The sequence below is a fragment of the Lihuaxuella thermophila genome (genome assembly GCF_900110165.1).
GTDB classification, from domain to species: domain Bacteria; phylum Bacillota; class Bacilli; order Thermoactinomycetales; family Thermoactinomycetaceae; genus Lihuaxuella; species Lihuaxuella thermophila.
This window is the reverse complement of the sequence record NZ_FOCQ01000009.1, coordinates 128,959-148,474: the sequence shown is the minus strand read 5'-3', so window position 1 is coordinate 148,474 and position 19,516 is coordinate 128,959. Positions and strand designations below refer to the sequence as shown.

The 19,516-nt window shown below is 48.6% G+C and carries 18 protein-coding genes, 3 pseudogenes and 1 riboswitch; of the genes and pseudogenes, 5 read left to right on the top strand and 16 right to left on the bottom strand.

Annotated elements, in window-relative coordinates; all coding sequences use genetic code 11:
* The coding region (locus tag BMW55_RS11805) for a helix-turn-helix domain-containing protein (RefSeq protein WP_139179494.1) at positions 1-76 on the bottom strand (76 nt) is incomplete at its 3' end.
* Between the two features lie 4 nt (positions 77-80).
* Positions 81-347, bottom strand: a pseudogene (gene tnpA / locus BMW55_RS11800) (IS200/IS605 family transposase); the annotation flags it as partial.
* Between the two features lie 85 nt (positions 348-432).
* Here tnpA and BMW55_RS11795 point away from each other — a divergent pair.
* Positions 433-744 (top strand): annotated as a pseudogene (locus BMW55_RS11795) (RNA-guided endonuclease TnpB family protein); the annotation flags it as partial.
* 191 nt (positions 745-935) lie between these two features.
* Here BMW55_RS11795 and fadH read toward each other — a convergent pair.
* The 8 genes from fadH to gcvT all read right to left on the bottom strand — a co-directional run bounded on the left by fadH (position 936) and on the right by gcvT (position 10,559).
* Positions 936-1,703 (bottom strand): 2,4-dienoyl-CoA reductase, encoded by a 768-nt coding sequence (fadH, locus tag BMW55_RS11790; RefSeq protein ID WP_089969419.1) that lies wholly within the window; start codon positions 1,701-1,703, stop codon positions 936-938.
* A gap of 371 nt (positions 1,704-2,074) precedes the next feature.
* Positions 2,075-2,896: a DUF4328 domain-containing protein gene (locus BMW55_RS11785; RefSeq protein ID WP_139179492.1), complete on the bottom strand. Its 822-nt coding sequence runs from the start codon at positions 2,894-2,896 to the stop codon at positions 2,075-2,077.
* Between the two features lie 606 nt (positions 2,897-3,502).
* A complete protein-coding gene (locus BMW55_RS19455) occupies positions 3,503-3,655 on the bottom strand; it encodes a hypothetical protein (RefSeq protein WP_170839906.1) in 153 nt (50 codons plus the stop codon).
* Positions 3,656-3,778: 123 nt separating this feature from the next.
* Complete coding sequence (locus tag BMW55_RS11780) at positions 3,779-5,224, bottom strand: aldehyde dehydrogenase family protein (RefSeq protein WP_425283856.1); 1,446 nt, start codon at positions 5,222-5,224, stop codon at positions 3,779-3,781.
* A gap of 22 nt (positions 5,225-5,246) precedes the next feature.
* Positions 5,247-6,338 carry a zinc-binding dehydrogenase gene (locus BMW55_RS11775; protein ID WP_089969413.1) on the bottom strand — a complete coding sequence of 364 codons (1,092 nt, stop codon included), beginning with the start codon at positions 6,336-6,338 and terminating at the stop codon, positions 5,247-5,249.
* A 296-nt stretch (positions 6,339-6,634) separates the two neighbouring features.
* Positions 6,635-8,086, bottom strand: a complete 1,452-nt coding sequence (gcvPB, locus tag BMW55_RS11770; protein ID WP_089969408.1) for an aminomethyl-transferring glycine dehydrogenase subunit GcvPB — start codon at positions 8,084-8,086, stop codon at positions 6,635-6,637.
* Entirely contained in the window at positions 8,083-9,429 is a 1,347-nt protein-coding gene (gene gcvPA / locus BMW55_RS11765) for an aminomethyl-transferring glycine dehydrogenase subunit GcvPA (RefSeq protein WP_089969406.1), read from the bottom strand. The genes gcvPB and gcvPA overlap by 4 nt, the downstream gene beginning before the upstream one ends.
* A 35-nt stretch (positions 9,430-9,464) precedes the next feature.
* Positions 9,465-10,559: a glycine cleavage system aminomethyltransferase GcvT gene (gene gcvT, locus BMW55_RS11760; RefSeq protein ID WP_089969403.1), complete on the bottom strand. Its 1,095-nt coding sequence runs from the start codon at positions 10,557-10,559 to the stop codon at positions 9,465-9,467.
* A 151-nt stretch (positions 10,560-10,710) separates the two neighbouring features.
* Positions 10,711-10,806: riboswitch (glycine riboswitch) on the bottom strand.
* Positions 10,807-10,973: 167 nt separating this feature from the next.
* Between gcvT and BMW55_RS11755 the strand changes: the two genes are divergently transcribed.
* Positions 10,974-12,701, top strand: coding sequence for a DEAD/DEAH box helicase (locus tag BMW55_RS11755; protein ID WP_089969400.1), 1,728 nt, complete (start codon positions 10,974-10,976; stop codon positions 12,699-12,701).
* Positions 12,682-13,509 (top strand): YqhG family protein, encoded by an 828-nt coding sequence (locus BMW55_RS11750; RefSeq protein ID WP_170839905.1) that lies wholly within the window; start codon positions 12,682-12,684, stop codon positions 13,507-13,509. Before BMW55_RS11755 ends, BMW55_RS11750 begins: the two co-directional genes overlap by 20 nt.
* Positions 13,510-13,563: 54 nt before the next feature.
* Here the strand turns inward: BMW55_RS11750 and BMW55_RS11745 are convergent, their stop codons facing one another.
* From BMW55_RS11745 to BMW55_RS11735, 3 genes are all read right to left on the bottom strand, one after another.
* Positions 13,564-13,848 carry a hypothetical protein gene (locus BMW55_RS11745; protein WP_089969394.1) on the bottom strand — a complete coding sequence of 95 codons (285 nt, stop codon included), beginning with the start codon at positions 13,846-13,848 and terminating at the stop codon, positions 13,564-13,566.
* Positions 13,849-13,981: 133 nt separating this feature from the next.
* The gene (locus tag BMW55_RS11740; protein ID WP_089969391.1) at positions 13,982-14,419 is read right to left on the bottom strand and encodes a helix-turn-helix domain-containing protein; all 438 of its coding nucleotides are present in this window, start codon (positions 14,417-14,419) and stop codon (positions 13,982-13,984) included.
* Between the two features lie 4 nt (positions 14,420-14,423).
* Positions 14,424-14,960: a DUF6932 family protein gene (locus tag BMW55_RS11735; RefSeq protein WP_089969388.1), complete on the bottom strand. Its 537-nt coding sequence runs from the start codon at positions 14,958-14,960 to the stop codon at positions 14,424-14,426.
* A 596-nt stretch (positions 14,961-15,556) separates the two neighbouring features.
* On the opposite strand from BMW55_RS11735, the gene BMW55_RS11725 reads away from it, so the two are divergent.
* The gene (locus BMW55_RS11725; protein ID WP_139179491.1) at positions 15,557-16,207 is read left to right on the top strand and encodes a hypothetical protein; all 651 of its coding nucleotides are present in this window, start codon (positions 15,557-15,559) and stop codon (positions 16,205-16,207) included.
* A 450-nt stretch (positions 16,208-16,657) separates the two neighbouring features.
* Positions 16,658-16,858 carry a hypothetical protein gene (locus BMW55_RS11720; protein ID WP_089969380.1) on the top strand — a complete coding sequence of 67 codons (201 nt, stop codon included), beginning with the start codon at positions 16,658-16,660 and terminating at the stop codon, positions 16,856-16,858.
* A gap of 456 nt (positions 16,859-17,314) precedes the next feature.
* On the opposite strand, the pseudogene BMW55_RS19960 reads toward BMW55_RS11720, so the two are convergent.
* The 3 genes and pseudogenes from BMW55_RS19960 to BMW55_RS11705 form a co-directional block, all read right to left on the bottom strand.
* Positions 17,315-17,485: pseudogene (locus BMW55_RS19960) on the bottom strand (transposase); the annotation flags it as partial.
* 246 nt (positions 17,486-17,731) lie between these two features.
* On the bottom strand, positions 17,732-18,478 hold the full coding sequence (locus BMW55_RS11715) for an amino acid ABC transporter ATP-binding protein (RefSeq protein WP_089969377.1): 747 nt from the start codon (positions 18,476-18,478) through the stop codon (positions 17,732-17,734).
* Positions 18,479-18,815: 337 nt separating this feature from the next.
* Positions 18,816-19,505, bottom strand: coding sequence for an amino acid ABC transporter permease (locus BMW55_RS11705; protein ID WP_089969371.1), 690 nt, complete (start codon positions 19,503-19,505; stop codon positions 18,816-18,818).
* Between the last annotated feature and the right edge of the window lie 11 nt (positions 19,506-19,516).

Sequence of the window (19,516 nt, the reverse complement as noted above, 5' to 3'; positions counted from 1 at the left end):
TGCAACCAATGGATTTGTTAATGAGAGTCTCTTGTTCTTTGGTTGGATACAAACGAAACTTGAATGCCTTGTGCATGGACTCACCTCCTTGTTTGAGTCTCCATGTACTGATTAACAACTTCCAGCGTGACCGTTCCAACGGTCGCAACAAAATAGGAGTTGGTCCAAAGGGATGGGATTCGTGATTTCAGATGTGGAAACTCTTTCCTCAATATTCGCGATGTGTACCCTTTGAGATGTTTAACTGCCCTGTGGATCCCAAACTCCGGGTCGCATTGAATGAGCAAATGCACATGATCGGGCATGATCTCCATACTTGAAACGTCACTTCCAGCTCTCTCGCTTTTTCCATGAACAGCTCTTTCAGCCGGTCACTTACAGGCGGAACCAGCACTTTCCGTCGATCCTTGGGACAAAAAACAATAATGATACTTGCAATCATATACGATGGTGAAGAACCACAAGCTGGCAAAATCCATCACGGATGCATCGTGGTCTGAATTTGTAGCTATGTTGGAGTATAAAGCGAATTGGTTTGGAAGAATGATTGTTAAAGTCGGTAAAACTTTTCCTTCCAGCCAACTCTGTTCCGGTTGCGGAAACAGAAACAAAGATGTGAAAAACCTGAGCCTGAGAGATTGGACATGCCCGGGATGTGGTGTTCATCACGATCGGGACATCCATGCCGCCAAAAACATTCTGCAAGAAGGTTTAAGATTCATCGCCGTGGGGCCCACGGTTTGAGCTTGGTCTATTTCTCCCGGTTGCGGGAGATTACCCAAGAATCCCCTGCCTTTAGGCATGGGGAGTGGTCACCGCAGAATCTTCGATCTTCTGTATGATTTTATCGAATAGCGAATCACTGGTCTAAGAAACCGCAAAAATTCCCTTTCTTTCGCTGAGGAAAGAAAGGGAATTTCATCAGCGTCGTTTTGTTACAGGAAACGGTGTCCGGCCAGCCAATAACCACCGTCCATGGTGACGCATTCACCGTTGATGTACTCCGCTTCATCGGACAGTAAAAACAGGGCCAGACCCGCGATTTCCTCCGGACGTCCCAAACGCTTGAGCGGGATGGACGCTTGCAACAGTTTGTACGCTTTTTCATCTCCAATCAATTTGGAAGCCCCGCCGGTATTCTCGATCGCTCCCGGTGCAATGCAGTTCACGCGGATCCCGTATTTGCTTCCCCACTCAACAGCTAACGTTTGACTCATCGCCAGCACGCCCGCCTTGGCGGAAGCGGAATGAACGACTCCGGCTGCGCCTGTCCACGCATAGGTGGCAACGATGTTCAAGATGGAGCCCTTTTGCCCGCTCTCGATCCATTCCCTGGCGACCGTTTGCGAGCAATACCAGGTTCCGTTCAAGACGATGTTGATGACCGAATGCCAGCCATTGTACGAGAGATCCTCAGCCGGTACGATAAAATTACCTGCCGCATTGTTTACCAGATGGTCAATGCGCCCAAACGTTTCTTTCGCCCGCTGTACCATCTCTTTGACTTGCTCAATCTCCCGCACATCCATAGCAACCGTCAGCACTTGCCCATCAAAGGTTTCGATCTCTTTTTTGGCTTCCTTCAGGCGATCCGCATTTCTCCCTGAGATGACAACATGGGCTCCCTCTTGACAAAGACGCTTGGCTATGGCCTTGCCCATTCCGCTGCTTCCGCCGGTTACGATTACAGTTTTTCCTTTCATTTTTTCCTCCTAGGCAGATATTTACAAAACATTCAGTATTCATATAAAGGCGGCAAAATTACCCCTTGAGTTAAAAATACCTCTCTCCCTATCTTTCTGTCAAATATGAATATCATTCTTCCCCATTCCTACCAATCACCTTCTGTATATATTTTCTTATAAAACCGGATCCAACGGGATTCGATCCAGCCCGGTCATTGAAAATCATTGGGGATCAAGCACCGATACTGGTTCTGCCCATCTAAATGATCCATATCCGGCTGATCGGAGGATCTTTGACAACTTGGCGATGAAGCGGGAAGCTCTGCCGCCTTTAGAGACGAATTTCACCAAAGCCTTCACGCTCTTTTCAAGCGGAAGGCTTGATGAACTCACCCCCATTTAAAATTGGGATCTGACGGTTCGGTGGACGAGTGGTCCTCTTTCATTTGAAAAGATAAAGGCTGTCCTTGTACATTTCCCATCTGTGGCGAATCCGGTTCAAACCCGAACGGAGACGTAAAATTTTGTTCTTGTGTTTGCAACGCTTGCCATTTTTTCTCTTGCCGTTCTGTCAAACGCTTGACGAGAATGAGAGCCAGCACTGTCAATTTCAGGTCAATCAGGCCGGAAAAGATGGAAAGTTTTGCAGCGGAAATCAGTTCATCAGTCGTTTCGGCCTTATTGTAGATTCTGACGACCAACTTTGAAACACTGTTGGAAAACAGCCAAAACCCCCACCACCATTTTATCAGACCCGGTGCCGATCTCTCGCCCCAAGACAAGTCTCCCTGATCGGCATCCAAAGAACAGGCATTCCACGCATCTTTCATTCCTTGATAAGGCTTCACCAGATTGGCAAACGGAACAAAATACCAACCAACCGCCCAGCCCGGTGTCATTCTCAGGTTTTTGGCACCCAGTAAAGGAAGGTTTTTATAGATTCTATGTATCCATATGCAAAAAACAACGATTGTAGCAAGATAGACAGGAATAAACAGAATGCCCGTAATTCCTGTCAAGCCTTCTGCCATAAGCGTCTCTTCATCTGTGGGGATGGCATTTGCCGAGTCGGAATACACCCCTATGGCAATCCATTCACCAATCATCGAAATGCATGTGAACACGATGTTGACAATCAATAAGATTTGCAATATTTTCGCCCTTGATTTAGGAGACTGGTATGGTAAAAGAGTCGTAGAAACCGGATACAAGCCATGTCACTCCTCGCCTTTAAATTGATAATGTTTTGATCATAATTCATATATGTTTTTAATTCAAGAGTTTAATAATTATACAAATATAATAAAAACAAAAACTCCCCGCCGTCAAATGAAGGGGATATGAGAGTTAACGGTCTCTCTTAATTTGCAAACTGATTCAGGTCAAGCGATACACTCTTCAGCTGAAAACGGTTGGCAACTGTTTGCAACAAAAGAAAGGAATTTCATTTGAATACCCGCGTGAGTTGCAGGCAGTACAAAACCTCCTGTATGGGGGGATTCAGCCGCGTCGAGTGTCAAATCATCCATGCCATCTGGGTGAGGTCCCTTTTTCTACCCCCAAACGATGATCAGATGCCACCCCGGCTCACCGCATCGGGCCGGATGTATAAATCCCTTCTTGCCTGCAAATAATACTTTCCAGCTTTTTGATAGAAAGGAGGGACTGGAGTTTGAATATCCCCAGTTGGATCGGTCTTATTGCCATCATCTCCATTCCATTCATCGCGATCGCTTGGGTTCAGTATCGAAGCCGCCGCAAAGCCAAGTAACCGGAAAAGCTCTGGGCGTGGATTTTTCTTTTCTCACGGAGCGTCTTCAGGTTGCCTTCGCTTCCATTTCCGTATGGGGTTGTCCTTCCACTTTAGCTACCGCCCTTCCCATCAATAGCCCCTGACCGCTTGGAATCTTTATACTGTCACAGCGCTTATCTTCATCTTCTCTCTGGTTTTGCGCCAGCATGCGAAGCATTATATCCCCATGTCCATCCCCGGAAAATCTTTTTCGCTTCTCCGAACAGAAAAGCATTTATTCAAAAGCACGCTTTTCTGTTGAGCAGAAGTAGAACCCCCCTTGCGGATTCCGTCCCCTTCTCTAAAGATGAATTTTGATGGCGATATTTTTTACTTGCGTATAATGTTTTAAAGCCTCGAGACCCTTTTCTCTTCCAAAGCCGCTTTTGCGATACCCGCCAAATGTCATTTCTACTCCGCCGCCGGCACCGTAGTTATTGATAAACACCTGCCCTGACCGTACCCGGGCTGCCAACCAATGAGCTTTGTTGATATTGGATGTCCAAATGCCGGTCACGAGACCGTATTCCGTATGATTCGCGATTTCCAGCGCCTCCTGAGTGGTGTCAAACGGCAATACAACAAGCACGGGACCAAAAATTTCCTCCTGTGCTAGACGGCTGTCGCTCGATACATGATCAAGAACGGTCGGTTCAAAAAAGAATCCGTTTCCGTTTTTTGCACACCGTTTCCCGCCGGTGCGGATCATCACCCCTTCCTTTTTGGCCAGTTCGATATACGATTCGATTCTCTTCAGTTGCTTCTCAGAAATAATCGGTCCGATATCCGGATTGTCCAGACCCGGCCCCACACGCAATTGTTTCATTAATTCGGTGACCCGCTCCACAAATGACTCATGAATGGAGCGCTCCACCAGCAGTCTGGAGCCCGCCGAACAAGTTTGACCCGCATTTTGCGTGATCGAACGCACCACCCATTGCGCAGCCTCTTCCAGATCTGCATCCGCAAATACAATATTGGGCGATTTCCCTCCCAATTCAAGCGTGACCGGTTTGATATTTTCCGCAGCCGCTTTCATGACAGCCGTGCCGGTGGCTACTGAGCCTGTAAAGGTAATATGATCGATGTCGGGATGGGAAACCAGTGACGCCCTGGCTTCGGTTCCGTAACCGGTCACGATATTCACAACACCTTTGGGGATCCCGGCTGCTTCACAAATCTCCGCTAATCGTAATGCCGTCATCGGAGTTACTTCGGCGGGCTTCATCACGACCGTATTGCCGGCGGCAAGTGCCGGAGCAAGGCCACGTGCGGCGATTTGAATCGGATAGATCCACGGGATGATATGAGCGGTTACGCCAAGCGGCTCGCGTACAGTATAATTCAACAAGCCGGGATGAACAGGGATCGTTTCACCCAAAATCTTATCCGCCACTCCCGCGTAGTATTCACAGTAACGCGCAGCCACTTCCACATCTGCAGATGACTGAGCGAGCGGCTTCCCGGTGTCAAGCGTTTCCAGATGTGCCAGCTCATCTTTTTGTTCGCGGATCAGTTGGGACATCTTATATAACAGCCGTCCTCGTTCGGCGGGAGCCATTTCCCTCCATTCACTCGCCTCAAAAGCCGCCCTGGCCGCCCGAACGGCCTGATCCACATCCTTTGCACCGGCCCGGGGAACCCGTGCCAACTCTTCTTTTGTCGCAGGGTTCAGGGTGATCAACGTTTCTCCAGAGACACTGTCCACCCATTCGCCATCGATGAACATTTGCAGCTTTTTCAGCATGGCTGCCGATCCTCCTTGTATGTTACCGTTCATTTACAATAACCGATGCTCTTGTGATTTCTCTGCTGGCCGATTGGTCAAGGGCAGCGCCGATTTCGCCGAGAGAAAATTCAGCATCCGTCATCTCCTCGAACGGATATTTATCGATGGTCCGGGACAAAAATGACAATGCTTTGTTTAAGTACCAGGGATCATACCGAACCACAGGGATAATCTGAATCGATTTCCTTGTCAAGAGACCCGGGTCAAACGGAGCCAGTTGCCCCGGAGAAACATTTCCGATACTGACATATCGTCCGCCCGGCCGAATCAATTGGATTCCTTCATTGAATGCAGCCGGTACGCCGGACAGCTCCAAACCGACGTCCGCCCCCCGGCCCCCGGTCAACTCATAAACGGCTTTGGCCCGTTTCTCTTCCGTTTCGTATTCATTCAGGTCGATCAGGTGATCAGCGCCGAATGATTTTGCCCTTTGCAGACGCTTTTGAACACCGTCGATCACGATGACAGTCGCTCCAAACTCCTTGGCTACCGCAGACGCGTTCAGGCCCAGTCCTCCCGCTCCTTGAATGACCACGGTTTCTCCATACCGGAGGCCTGCTTTTTCGATTCCGAAATAGACTTGCGAGAGTGCGCAATTCGCACTTGCAGCGGCAGAATCGGGAACATTGTCAGGAACTTTATAAAAATACTGATCAGGATGAATGTAGTAATGCGTTGCGAACGACCCGTGAAAATGAGGAGGCTCGTCAGCATCTTTGATCCAAAACTGATAGGCATTTTCACAAAGATGAAACTGGCCTTGCTGACAGGGTGGACACTTTCGGCAAGTCAAGAAATAGGCGGCTGCAATACGGTCCCCGATGTGAACGGGATTTCCCGCAAAATCCGTATCGACTCCTTCACCCAAACGTTCGATTTTGCCCACCATCTCATGTCCCATGACACCCGATTTTTTGGTTGGATGATGTCCTTGCCAAATATGAAGCTCGGAGCCGCAAACGTTCGTGCGAATCACTTTTGCCAACACTGCTCCCGGTTTGACCTCGGGCAAATCGTATTCTGCAAGCATCAATTTTCCGGGTTCGGTCATCACTGCCACTTTCCCTTTCATGAAGCGAAGCTCCTTTTGTGTAAATTTTTGAAACTGTGCAAAGCCGGTGTCGTTACCAACCATGATCAGCGCGGTTTGCTTTTTGTACGCTCCGGGATCAACGCGTACGCCGAACAGGCACGAATGATTCCCGTAGACTACTCCAATGAATTGGGCACTAATTTATTTTTATTATATATATTTCTATAATTATTTATCAATCATTTGTTAATATTATAAATATTAAAACATAAAAGGATTAACCCGTGCTAGGAGAGGTTAAAAAAACAGCCCCGCATCTTTACGGGGCTCGCTCTCTACGATTTCTTCCAGCGCAATACCGGTTTTCTGGCAGCCGTCACTTCATCCAGCCGTTTGACCACGGTATGGTGAGGCGCTTCCTGGACGAGCTCGGGATTTTCTTCCGCTTCTTTGGCGATCTGAATCATCACATCAATAAACTGATCCAGCGTTTCTTTACTTTCGGTTTCCGTCGGTTCAATCATCAAGCACTCATCCACGATGAGCGGGAAGTAGATGGTCGGCGGATGGAACCCGAAATCCAGGAGACGCTTTGCCATATCGAGGGTGCGGACCCCCAGCTTTTTCTGACGGTTGCCGGACAGGACAAATTCGTGTTTGCAATGCTGTTTATAAGGCAGGTCGAAATAAGGCTCCAACCTTCTCATCATGTAGTTGGCGTTGAGCACGGCGTTTTCGGAGACCTGGCGCAAGCCGTCAGGGCCCATGGTGCGGATGTAGGCATAAGCCCGGACCAGGATGCCGAAATTACCATAAAAACCTTTGACGCGGCCGATCGAATTGGGCAGGTCATCTTCGAGATAATATTTTCCGTCTTCGGTTTTCTCGACCATCGGCTTCGGCAGGAACGGAACCAGTTCTTTCTTCACTCCGACCGGTCCGGCACCGGGGCCGCCTCCGCCGTGGGGAGTGGTAAAGGTTTTGTGCAGATTCAGGTGAACCACGTCAAAGCCCATGTCCCCGGGGCGTGCGATTCCCAGGATCGCGTTGGCATTTGCCCCGTCATAATAGAGAAGTCCCCCGGCTTCATGAACAAGGTCAGCGATCAATTTGATATCTTCTTCAAACAAGCCAAGTGTGTTGGGGTTGGTGAGCATCAGAGCTGCCGTATCATCGCCGAGCACTTTTTTCAGTTCGTCAACATCGACCAGACCTTTTTCATTGGACGGGATCGTGATCGTTTTAAAACCGGCCACCGTGGCGCTCGCCGGGTTGGTTCCGTGGGCGGAGTCCGGAACAATCACCTTGTCGCGGCCGGTTTCGCCGCGGCTGTCATGATAAGCGCGAATCATCATCAGACCGGTCCATTCCCCTTGCGCGCCCGCGGCAGGTTGCAGAGTTACCCGGTCCATTCCGGTGATTTCGGCGAGATCCTGCTGCAACTCGTAAAGAAGTTGGAGTGCACCTTGAACCGTATCTTCCGGCTGGTAAGGATGAATTTTGGCAAAACCGGGGAAACGGGCCACATCCTCGTGTACTTTCGGGTTGTATTTCATGGTACAAGAGCCGAGGGGATAAAAGCCGTTATCCACTCCGTGATTGCGGCGTGAAAGTTCGGTGTAATGGCGGATCAGATCCAGTTCGGATACTTCAGGAAGCTCCGCCGGCTGTTCCCGCAAGAGTTCCTCGGGCAGCGCGTCTGTTTCCGGAACATCGGATTGGGGCAAGCTGTATGCAATTCGCCCCGGACGGCTTAATTCAAAGATCAATGCTTTTTCTTTGCTCACAAGAGACCCCCCAATACTTCAGCCAACTGATCAATCTCCTCTTTCGTGCGCACTTCGGTGACGGCTACCAGCATATGATCTTTTAGCTCCGGGTAGTCACGGCCCAGATCGTAGCCGCCAATGATGCCCGCTTTGAACAGTTCTTCGTTCACTTCTTTTACCGGGCGGCTCAATTTGATCACAAATTCGTTGAAGAAAGGTTGGTTAAAGACCGTTTCCACTCCCTTGACTTCGGCCAGGCGCTTTTTGGCATAATGTGCTTTTTGAACGTTGAGACGGGCTACCTCTTGCATTCCCTGTTTGCCCATTGCCGACATATACACAGAGGCAGCCAGGGCATTGAGCGCCTGGTTGGAACAGATGTTGGAAGTCGCTTTATCCCGGCGGATATGCTGTTCCCTCGCCTGCAGGGTGAGAACAAATCCGCGCACTCCTTCTTCATCCACGGTTTGGCCTACGATCCGGCCGGGAATGCGGCGCATGTGCGCTTGAGTCGTCGCAAAATAACCGCAATGAGGGCCGCCGTACGAAGCAGGAATTCCGAGCGGCTGGGCATCGCCGACGACGATGTCCGCCCCGTACTCACCCGGCGGTTTCAAAATTCCCAGGGAAAGCGGGTTCGCACTCACAATAAACAATCCTTTGTGAGCATGGGCCGTTTTCTCAATGGCAGCCAGATCCTCGATGTTTCCGAAGAAGTTTGGCGATTGCACAATGACGGCGGCTGTATCTTCATCCGCTGCGGCTTCCAGTTGTTTCAGGTCGGTCAGACCATCTGCACAGGGAACCTCCACAACGGTGAGGCCAAGCCCTTTGGCGCTCGTGGCCAGAATGGCGCGCGCCTCGGGATGAACGGCCCGAGAAACAACGATTTTCCGCTTACGGGAAACGGCCGCCGCCATGCTGGCCGCTTCCGCGAGAGCGGTCGGGCCGTCATACATGGAAGAGTTGGCGACATCCATACCGGTCAATTCGCAAATCATCGTTTGAAATTCAAAAATGGCTTGCAGTTCTCCCTGGCTGATCTCCGGCTGGTACGGCGTATAAGCCGTATAAAACTCGGAACGGGAAATCACATGATTGACGACGCTTGGAATGTGATGCTCATAGACCCCCGCGCCCAGAAAAGAAGTGTACTGATCGAAAGAGGCGTTTTTACCCGCCAGGCGGTTCATGTGCCGGATGAGTACCGGTTCCGGCATGGGTTCCGGAATGTTTAGTCTTCCTTTAAACCGTACACTTTCCGGAATTTCCGAAAACAAATCTTCGATCGATTCAACCCCGATGGTTGACAGCATTTCTTTCCGGTCTTGCTCTGTCATCGGCAAGTAGCGAAATTTCATACCTTCATCCTCCCAGATTCTCACACCATTTCCACTTACTTGGCGCGCTTGTAAAATGGAGTTTTAACGATTTTCGCTTTCAGGCGTTTTCCGCGAATCTCCACTTCCACTTCACGATCCAGCCCCGCATATTCTGTCGCAATCAGAGCGAGGCCCACATTCTTCTTGAGGGTGGGGGACTGCGTTCCGGTCGTCACGTGGCCGATCTGCTTGTCACCCGCAAAAACCGGATAGCCGGAACGCGGGATGCCACGGTCGATCATTTCAATGCCGACCAATTTGCGCGGCGCTCCCTCCGCTTTTTGCTTTGCCAGCACGTCCCGGCCGATGAAATCCCCTTTATCCGGCTTTACCGCAAACCCGACTCCGGCTTCAACAGGTGAAATACCTGCCGACAATTCCTGGCCGTAGAGTGGCAGACGCGCTTCAAAGCGCAGGGTATCTCTCGCTCCCAACCCGCAGGGGAGAACACCCTCTTCTTGGCCGGCTTCCAAGATCTTGTACCAGAGAGCCGGTCCGTGCTCTGCGGGAAAATACAGCTCAAAGCCATCCTCACCCGTATATCCGGAACGGGAAACCAAGGTTTTGACTCCCGCGATGTCCACATCTTGCTTAAATTTAAACGGTTTTATTTCAGACAAATCCGATTGGGTCAGCTTTTGCAACACTTGTTCAGCGAGCGGTCCCTGCAGGGCCAATTGGGCCGTTTGGTCAGAGATATTTTTTACGGTGACATTCCCGATTTGATGCTGCTCAATCCATTCCACGTCTTTATCAATGTTGGCAGCATTGATGACCAGCAAGTAGGTCTGTTCACCCGTGCGGTACACCAGCAAATCGTCAACCGTTCCCCCATCCGGATAGCACATGAGGGAGTATTGTGCGTCACCGACCGACAGCTTGGATGCGTCGTTGGTGGTCAACTTTTGCACCAGGGAAAGAGCGTCGGGACCGCTGATCTCCACTTCGCCCATGTGGGAAACGTCAAATAGACCCGCTCTGGTTCGGACGGCTTCATGCTCCTGTTTGATTCCCGAAAACTGGACAGGCATTTCCCAGCCGCCAAATGGTACTAATTTTGCTTGATCTTTGTAAACCTCATACAATGGAGTTCTTTTTAATTCCGGCATTCGATCCACCTCCAAAATAAAAGACAGAGAAATCCCCTCATATTAATATGAGAGAACTTCTCTGTCCTATATACCTGAGAGTTTACTCTGCCATCCAAACAGAGTTGCCCCGTGGGTGGCTCGCCGCTAGTGCGAGCGCTCTCCAGAGATGCGTCCAGCGGGCCTCCTTTTGCCTGAGAGATTCACCCTTTCGCCAAGGGTTTGCTCCTTCGGCGCCACCAGATGTGGTCTCTCCTCCCGCCTTCAACCGCCGAACAATATAAAGCTGACTCATAGATATTGTGCCATAAATCCCGTTCCATTTCGATATTTTTTTCTAAAAAAGTACGTATTTTTCTCTCGCATCATTTTCAGAGGATAGAAACATACTAAATTGGGAATCCATTGCCGCGCAAGAAAGGTGGAGAGGTTTTGATGCGACAGCTTCCCATACGTATGGATCGCCAGTGGTTGAACAAGTTCCAACACCTGATCGAAAATGACACGGGATGGTCGAATTGGGAGCGTTTTCAATTAGCTCTGGAAGCGGCTGAGGCACAAATCGTCCCTACCTTTGACTCTATCCAAAGTTTGAATCAAATTCAAGGGTTTGAACCTCTTCCACATCAAATTGACGTAGTCCGACGTGTGATTAACGAAATGCGCGGACGGGCCATCCTGGCTGATGAAGTGGGCCTGGGAAAAACGATTGAGGCGGGACTGATCCTGAAGGAATATGTGATTCGCGGGCTGGTAAAAAATGCCCTCATTCTGGTTCCGTCTTCCCTCGTGCTTCAATGGACAAGAGAGTTGAATCAAAAATTCCAAATTCCCGCCGTCGCCCAGAAAAAAGAATGGATGTGGGACAAATGCGACTTTATTGTCGCCTCGCTCGATACGGCCAAGCGGGACCCTCATCGGCAGTATGTGCTCAGCAAACACTACGACCTGCTGATCGTGGATGAAGCCCATAAATTGAAAAACCGGCGCACCAAGAACTGGCAGTTCGTCAATCAACTGCAAAAAAAATACTGTCTCCTGCTCACGGCGACGCCGGTACAAAATGAGATGAATGAACTTTACAATCTGGTCACCCTGCTCAAACCGGGCCAACTCGGCAACGAGTCCCGCTTCCAAAGCGACTATGTCGCCGGAAAAAGGAAGGCGAAAAATGAGGAGCAATTGCGGGAAGAAATCAGCCGCGTCCTGATTCGGAACCGGCGCCGCGACAGCAACCTCAACTTAACCCGGCGCATCGTCAAAACGATCCCCATTCAGCTTTCACCCGCCGAACGGGCGTTGTATGAAGGAATTACCCAATTTGTCCGCAGCCGTTATCAAAGTCATGCCGCAGATTTAAAAAGCATGCTGGCTCTCCTCGTCTTGCAAAAAGAAGTCTGCAGCAGCAGGGATGCCGTCTTCCATACTTTATTTAAGCTGTTTCAGCGAGGGGAACAGGGAAAAGAAACCTTATCCCCCGAAGTCGCCCATTTGGCGGAACTGCTCCGGGCAGTCACCTCTTCATCCAAGGTGGATACGGCCATCAAGCTGATTAAAGAAATTTCGCCGGACAAAGTGATCGTCTTTACCGAATACCGTGCGACACAGGACATGTTGATCCGCGAACTGGCCAAAGAGGGAATTCATGCCGTTCCCTACCGGGGCGGATTTAACCGCAACAAGAAAGACTGGATGATGGAACTGTTTCAGAAACGGGCCCAGGTGATGGTGGCGACCGAGGCGGGCGGTGAAGGGATCAACCTGCAATTTTGCCATCACATCATCAACTTTGACATGCCCTGGAACCCGATGCGGGTGGAACAGCGAATCGGGCGTGTCCACCGGCTCGGACAAAAGAGCGATGTCCATATCTATAACTTTGCAACGGAAAACACGATTGAAGAGCACATCATCTGGCTGCTCCATGAAAAAATCCAGCTTTTTGAAACGGTGGTCGGCGAACTGGAAACCATCTTGAACAAGATGGAAGAAGAAGAATCCATGGAACAAAGCCTGATGCGCATCATGCTGGAATCCGACGATGACCGGCAAGTACGTCAACGTCTAAATGAATGGGGAGAATCCTTCCATAAGAAAATACAAACTGTGCAAGAACAAAAGGAGAGACAGGAAGTGCTTTTGTATGGAACCCAGGCAGATTAGAACCTTTACGGAACGTTATCTGGCAAACCATGGTTGCCACATCATTGAATCATCTCCCGCTCACCTCGTAACCCAGCTCTCCATCCAGGCGGATAAAGATTTGCTGAACCGTCCTTTCTACTGGATGTATGTGGAGCGGTGCAATCTGGAGCCCCAGCCGGCTCGCCTTTGCCTGATTTTTGATCCGGAAAAATGTCCGGAAGACGTGAAAGGTGAGTACTTGTTTTACGGTTCGCCCCGCTTTTCGCGATTCCTCTCGTCCGCGCTGCAACACGGACAGTTTGTCCGTCTATACCAACAACCGAGCGGGCGGAATCCGTATATGTATGTTTCCAAGCCCTACACTCCCTGGCTGGCAGTTAACTTTAAAATCTCTTATATCTGCGACCAGAAAAAGGACCGAATCAGCTATCTGGGCATCAATTTGCAGAACGGCCACATTCTCGAACCGTTTTATCAAACCATCCGCCAGCTCTCCTGGACTTCCAAATTGCCCGCGCAACGCCACACGATCGAGCCGCGGCTCAGCATTGCCGAAGCGGTGGGCGAATTGGAATACTACCTGCAAGATCAGCTTGAAAACGAAGACCAAACTTGGGCGGAAGAAGCCATGGAACGGCTGGATCTGGAGCTGAACCAGCTGGACAGCTATTACCCTGATGAAACGAAGATCTCGGCAGAACTCAGCCAAGAGAAAAAACAGCGCAGACGGGAAACCATCTGGCAGTATCACCCCCGTGTCGAAGTGAGCGTCATCAACGCCGGGCTCTTTTATGTAGAACAATTGCCTCCTTCCTTGGAGAACTGACACTTCACACAAAAACCCATTGTCTCTCGATTTGAGACAATGGGTTTTTCTCACTTATTCCTGGTTTACCTTTGACAGGATGGATTCATAAATTCCCGTCCCATGGCCGTGAATGTGATGAATTTCGTCCGACAGAATGCGGTTTAGCAATTGTTTTTCATCCTCGGTCAAGTCAGCTTCCAAGTCTTCCAGTTTCCTTTGCAACATACTGATGATCGCCAGTTCCCGTCCGGCCTCTTCCCTTCGCTCCGGATCTGCACTGAATGCCTGATGAAGACGCGCCTCTTCCTTTTCCAGCCGCTCGGAGAGAATGTTCATTTCTTCCAGCGATAAACGCATGTTTCTTCCTCCTGCTCAGATTTGATTACAGTTAGTATCTGTCACCGGCAGAAGGATTATGATGGGATTGTGAAATGAACGCGAACTGTGACCGCCATGAGGGCAAAAAAATAAAGCGACCGTCAGCCGCCTGTCACACTGTAAGCTTGTTCCAGTCACTCGGAACGATCTTTACTTCCATACCGAGCGCTTTTAATACTTGTTTGACTTTCTCCATGCTCGCACCGCCATACTCATTTCGTTCATCCCGGGAAACCTGGGGTGCGGAAACCCCCAGCCGCTTGGCCAGTTCCGCTTGGGATAACCCTTTATAGATCCGAAAGGCGATCAGTTGCCGTCCGATATTGTCAAAGGTGCAGGTCATGTCAAAATTGCCCGATTTGTAGCGTTCATACTCTTCTACTTCAGCCTTGATCCGCTCCTGAAAGAGGCGGGCCGGACTCAACCCCCGCTCGATCTGCTCCTCCGTCAGCCCCATCTCCTCCAGCTCTTTGCGTTGTTCAGCAAGCAATCGTTCGTGATGTTTCAGCTGTTCCAGCGAACGTTTGTACTCCTGCTCCGTTTTAATCATGAAATCACCCTTTCACCAATTTGACAATCCCCTTTGGGATCAAAAAGTCGCGGTCGGTGCGAAAAAACTCATCAAACTTCATGTTTTCCCCCTTATCGTTTAAAACTCCGGAATAAACGCCCGCGCAATGCGGAAACAATTCAACGCGGTAGCGATACCACATTTCCAATTGCAGGTTGCCGTAAGCGTCGAAGCGGCGCCGATCCCAGCCCCAGCATTTATAAGGATCCAGGCGGTTCAATTTGTTGGCAAGCGTTCCGTCGAACACTTCCATCGGGTCAGGGGCAACAAAGTAGCCGTCTATATCGCCCGGTTGATACTTATCCGTACAAAAAGATCCGTCGATATACACTTCTTCGATCCCGCACGCCCACAATTGACGGACACATATCTCCAGATTATCGACCAACTTCCTTCTCCAATATGCATCCCACGGAAGCAGGGAGTGTGCCTCGCCTTTCACTAAAATCGATTGTCTCAGCTGATCAAAAGTGAGTGGATAATCTCCTGGTTCCAATAGACCGTATTCATTAAACTTCAATTAGCTTTTCCTCCCATGTACTATCTTATACAAAGATAGGGGAAACGATTCCAGTTATCCTTAACTTTTATGTTAACACACGGTGAAGGAAAAGTGGTATGATTTTGAAAAAAACATCCAAAAAACCGCGACAAATGACTTCAAGGATTTATCAGCGGTACACAGGTGATTGGGACAAAGACTTTTTCAATGTGCTTAATGATCTCGCCCAATGCTACTTAGGCCATGGACAGGACGTTTTCCAGTCAGGTATAATGGTGTCGAAACCACACATTATTCACTGAGGAACCTTTTTGTAAGAATGAGGTTTCTTTTTTTACGTTCCAGGTTGCTCCGCGTGCGGATGAACAATGATGAGCATGGATATCACCTTTACAATCCTCTACCTCTGATTCTTAATCTTGCAAGAGTTCTCGCATGGTACTCCAATGCTTCAATGGAGTCGGATTCTTATAATCCTCGCTTTTGATACAATCCAGGCACACGGGGAGTTCATCGACTTCCATTTTTACCAAGCGGACATCCTTGCGATGCCGGAACTCCAAGCATCTTCATCTCGTATTTGTATATTCAAAACTTTCGAGGTGAAATCAATGATGAGTTCATTTATACACTTAAATAAACTGCTAGATGCAAAAGAGTTAACAGTGAATAATATAAAGGCCAATCTCAAAATTAACCCTATTGCAGCATACTTATTGTATTCTGCTTGGCTAAATCAATATGGTGATAAAAATCTTAAGCAGATCGATTTGCGTTACAAGCGTGCAACAAAAGGTCCTTGGGAAGTTAAAGATACAAATGATGGAGTTTATATTTATTCAGAAAAAAATATGATCATTGCAGAATTAAATGAGTATTTTCGTGATTATGCCAGCTTTATAGCTCGAAGCCGCACCGATTTACCCAATGCCAGATTGATACAATTTATTTTACAGCTCCAATATTCAGCCATACAAGAAAAGCAGAGACTACCTCATCCTTTGGTAGATGTGTCAAAGCATATCGAGCATTTTCAAACTTTCTACAACGTAGAACCCAAAAAGATGTTCATAAATAACTCCAGACAAGCTGGAGTAGCTGGGGTTTATGTACACGATAATAATAAGGAGTTATTTATTGCTGAGGTATATCGGAAAAAAGATGCAGATTTTATCTTATATGCTTTACATGATATGCTTTCCGTTTTAGAAAAACTAGTTCTCTTACAGAAACAGCTTACTAATCTTATCAGACAAGCAGAATAAACCACAGAACTGAAAAAATCGTTGTCTTTATGTAAAGATAATCATTTTTTTCAGGGAGGGTTGCTAACAGGGATCTTCGTATAGTTAGACAATTATGTTTCTTAAATTGTTAATCAAGGGAACAAATTTCTCCCTTCGATTCGTTTGTTATTAAGGTGGAGTTTCAGTTTTTTGTTATTTGTGAAATTATTTCATAGCATTTGTCAGTATCATGATTTTCAAATATTTTACTTACCGGTTGGGAAAATTGAAAGAGGATTCGCTTACCCGTATCGAAGAGCATCGAAGTCTAGATACATATACAATTCCGACAACCTGACCGTCAGCATGACCCGTGGGGGGAAACCTTTTTACTATCAACTCAACTATCGCGGCGATGTAGTTGCTTTAACGGATGCAAAAATAACCTTAAGGAGTTAGTTATTGAAAAAAGATCTGGAGGTATGATGATTGAAAAATAAAATCCTAGAAATCTTTAACAGTGTGATTCTATTAACTGTTTTGTTTTTGGTGCTTGGTATTTTTCTTTATTTATTAGATATAGGATGGGTTAAAGAACTATGGCATGAGGGAAATTGGATTCTGATGTATTTGTTTTTAGTTATTGCAAGCATAGTAGGATCTTTTGTACCACATAAAAAAATTGGATAACTTCTACTTTTGTATTAACATTATTCGTTTTCGTTATTTACCGCTTAGTTATTTGGACTCTTAATTATATGAAAATGAATTAGAATTGAGCTTCTTCAAAAAATGGTGAGATGATCGACTAATTTAAATACACCTATGATGCAAAAGGAAACATCACCCGTTTGTGTCCAAGGCGGGCACCACTTCCTATGCCAGAATGAGAGCAGTATGCAGATATTTATGTGCAGTTAGGATCTAGAGGAATACAAGATTCATAAGGGAAGCATTTCTGTATTAGTTCTTCTTAAATTAGTCGTTCCAAGAATTGTTTTAAGAAAAAGGTGTTATGGAGATTCGATGGACCCGTTATGCTCCCAGGCTACGAAGGGCTCGATTGCCTGAAATGAGGCAAACTCCTGCCGAATTTGTAGGTGGTCACAAGATGGAGAAAGTGCCTGAGAATTTTTCTTCCCCCATTCAAGCAATCCAACATATCAGATAACGATGCCTCTTACTCCATTTTTCGTCTATTATCTCTCGCATTAAACGTATGGTTCCCGATTAGGAAAGACCCGGATGACTCGTTCCCATCGACGAATTTCCTCGTTTCAAATGCTCTACGCTGTTGGTTGTGCGAAGAAGTTTTCGAGTTATTTTGTATCAGGTTTAGCTCTTTTCTATACCAATGAGCTCTGCTTGATCTAAATTTCGTCTCCTGCTCTTACCCCCATAAGACACACCAACAGAAAAAAGGAGGGTCGCCGCCCTCCTGTTGGTTATTCGCAATCGAGTTTAAAATGAAGTGTGTTCATATTGCCAGCGGGCTCCTGCCGTGTTCCCTCTTGAACCGATCAGCTTCAACTACCCCTGAAAAATCCAGATCACCGAACCGCTTCAGACCCTGCCGAGAAATTTGGCCAGAAATTGTTGTGTCCGCTCTTCTTTCGGACGGACAAACAGTTCTTCAGGCGGGCCCGACTCGATGATCCGGCCGTTATCCATAAAGACCACCCGGTCGGAAACATCGCGGGCAAACCCCATTTCATGGGTAACAATCACCATCGTCTGCTTCTCCCGGGCCAACTCTTTGATCGTTTTCAAGACTTCTCCGACCAATTCGGGATCCAAAGCCGAAGTGGGTTCGTCAAACAGCAATACTTCCGGTTCCATCGCCAGCGCGCGCGCAATGGCGACCCGTTGTTGCTGTCCGCCGGAGAGTTGGGCGGGATACGCGTCCTTTTTATCCAGCAAGCCGACTTTGGCCAGCAGTTCCTCCGCCTTCGCCCGCACTCTTTGTTTCTCCTCTTTTTTCACGACCAACGGGCCTTCCATGACATTTTCCAATACGGTTTTATGGGGAAAGAGGTTAAAGCTTTGAAACACCATGCCCGTTTTGGCCCGGAGCTGGCGCTGGTCCCTGGAAGCTGTTTTGCCTCCGTCAAAATCAAGTTCCACCCCATCGATGGAGAGGCGTCCGGCGCTTGGGACTTCCAGGAGATTGAGACAGCGGAGCAGGGTGGATTTGCCCGAACCGCTCGGACCGATGATGCAGATCACTTCCCCCTTCTCCACATGGAGATCAATCCCTTTTAACACTTCCAGCTGCCCGAACTTCTTTGTTAAACCGTTTACTTCGATCATGCGGCCTCCTCCTTTCTGTGAACGCATCTGCTTCCACCCGGCACGGCCTATTTTTATACGAAAGTTAGCTCGATCGCAGGAATGTTCCTGAGTGGGTGCTTCCGCGGCGGTCGGGACGTGTAGTTCTCCGCACACTTGAGTCCGGCAGGGAAGTATAAACTGTCCGCTCTGGCCCCCTCCGCTGCGGGCGAGGGTAAAACTCGCTGTCGCTCAAGCAGGTCCGCTTCTTCCTTCGCCCGTGACCTCCGCAGGGTACGGCCCCAAAGGTACTCCGCCATCACGCCCTTCCTGCACGATTTGACTTTTTTCCCTGTTGGTGGCCGTCAGGCCATGGTTTCTATGCAACATGCCGGCCGTAGCGCTGTTCCAATTTTCCTTGCACGTAGCTGAGGAAAGTGCAAATGATCCAGTAGAATACTGCGACCAGAATATAGGGGGTCATGTAGTCAAAACGTTGACCACCGACAATTTTGGCAAGATAAAACATCTCGTTGACCGTGATCATGGCCAACAGGGAGGTATCCTTCACCAGGCTCAAAAACGTATTGGCCAGGGACGGCAATGCGACACGCGTCGCCTGCGGGATGATGATCCGTCTCATCGTCTGCCAATAAGTCATATTGAGCGATTGCGCCGCTTCCCATTGTCCTTTGGGAATCGACAGAAGAGAGCCGCGGATCGTTTCCGCCGAGTAGCCGCCCACATTGAGCGAGAGCCCGATCAGCCCGGCCAGCGTTGGGGTCAGGGTAATTCCGATCACCGGCAAACCGAAATACAGGATAAATAACTGCACCAACAGAGGTGTGCCGCGGATGACGGAAATGTAAGCGCGGGCCGGCAGATGGAAGATGGGATTACCGGACATCCGCCCCATTGCCGTCACCAGGCCCAGGACCAGCCCAATCGCCATGCTGACCACACTCATCCACAGGGTGGTGCCTAATCCTTGCAAAATATAGGGAGTGGCCTGGATCGCCAAATCCACGTCAAACAAATTCTCCCATTGAATATATTTCCAAGCGTCCATAGCGAAACAAC